We start from the raw sequence: 841 nt of genomic DNA on the forward strand, positions 1-841 counted from the left end.
ATCGTGAACCTCAAAAGTGGGAGGCCACCATACCCGTTTACAAAGCGAACAGGAAAGTCAATGAAATCAACGGTCTACCCAGACCACCCCCGCGCCAGTGCTAGCTTTGCGTACCGTCACTTATTGCACTGAAAACGAGGAGACCCCCTTTTGTGCGTGGCCGCAGTGCGGACAGGTCAGCACGGATTCGAGGATGACAGTGCTCATCGTGGCGTCACTTCTGCACGGTGGACGGATAGCCTGCGTTCGTCGTGGCCTTGGTCAACGCCTCCGGCTGGGCCTTGTCGGCGTCATAGGTGACGATGGCCGTTTTCCTGTCGAAATCGACCTTGACGGCGCTCACTCCGGGCACTTTCTCCAGCGACTTCTTGACTGTGATCGGGCATAGCTCGCAGGTCATGTTCTGCACGGCCAGCGTGACGGTTTTCGGGGTAGCGGCCAGCACGGTGAGCGGTATGGCTGCCAGCAGAGCAACTGGTACAGCAGTGCGACGTGAGGGACGGCCATACGACTTGTCCGATCATCGACGTGCTGGCCAAGGATTGAGCGGGCAGTTGAGGACATGCACGGCCGCTGCAAACCGCTTACCGTGCTTTATTTTCCGAATTCTGAGACGACCCCAATGAGCAACCGGCTGGAGGCCGAAGCTGAGCGCAGGCAAGAGGCGCAGATGCGCGCCGAGGCCATGTCGGTGGAGATTGATGGCCTCCAAACTTCCCTCGCGCAGTGGCGTGAAAAGGCGCAAGCCGAGGCCAGCGCACGCCAGGAGGCCGAGCGGCAGTTTTCTCGCGACTTGGAAGCGGAGCGATCGGATCGTCAGCGCGAGGCGGAGCGCTTCATT

Annotated in this window: 1 protein-coding gene and 1 pseudogene; one reads left to right on the forward strand and one right to left on the reverse strand. The window is 60.0% G+C overall.

Features of this window, described 5'->3' with window-relative positions:
- Positions 1 to 214 precede the first annotated feature (214 nt).
- Positions 215 to 475: pseudogene (gene merP / locus BN2503_RS19000) on the reverse strand (mercury resistance system periplasmic binding protein MerP); the annotation flags it as partial.
- A 147-nt stretch (positions 476 to 622) separates the two neighbouring features.
- Here merP and BN2503_RS19005 point away from each other — a divergent pair.
- On the forward strand, positions 623 to 841 hold a 219-nt coding region (locus tag BN2503_RS19005; protein ID WP_199445289.1), incomplete at its 3' end, for a hypothetical protein.

The sequence above is a fragment of the Paenacidovorax caeni genome (genome assembly GCF_001298675.1).
GTDB lineage: Bacteria > Pseudomonadota > Gammaproteobacteria > Burkholderiales > Burkholderiaceae_C > Paenacidovorax > Paenacidovorax caeni.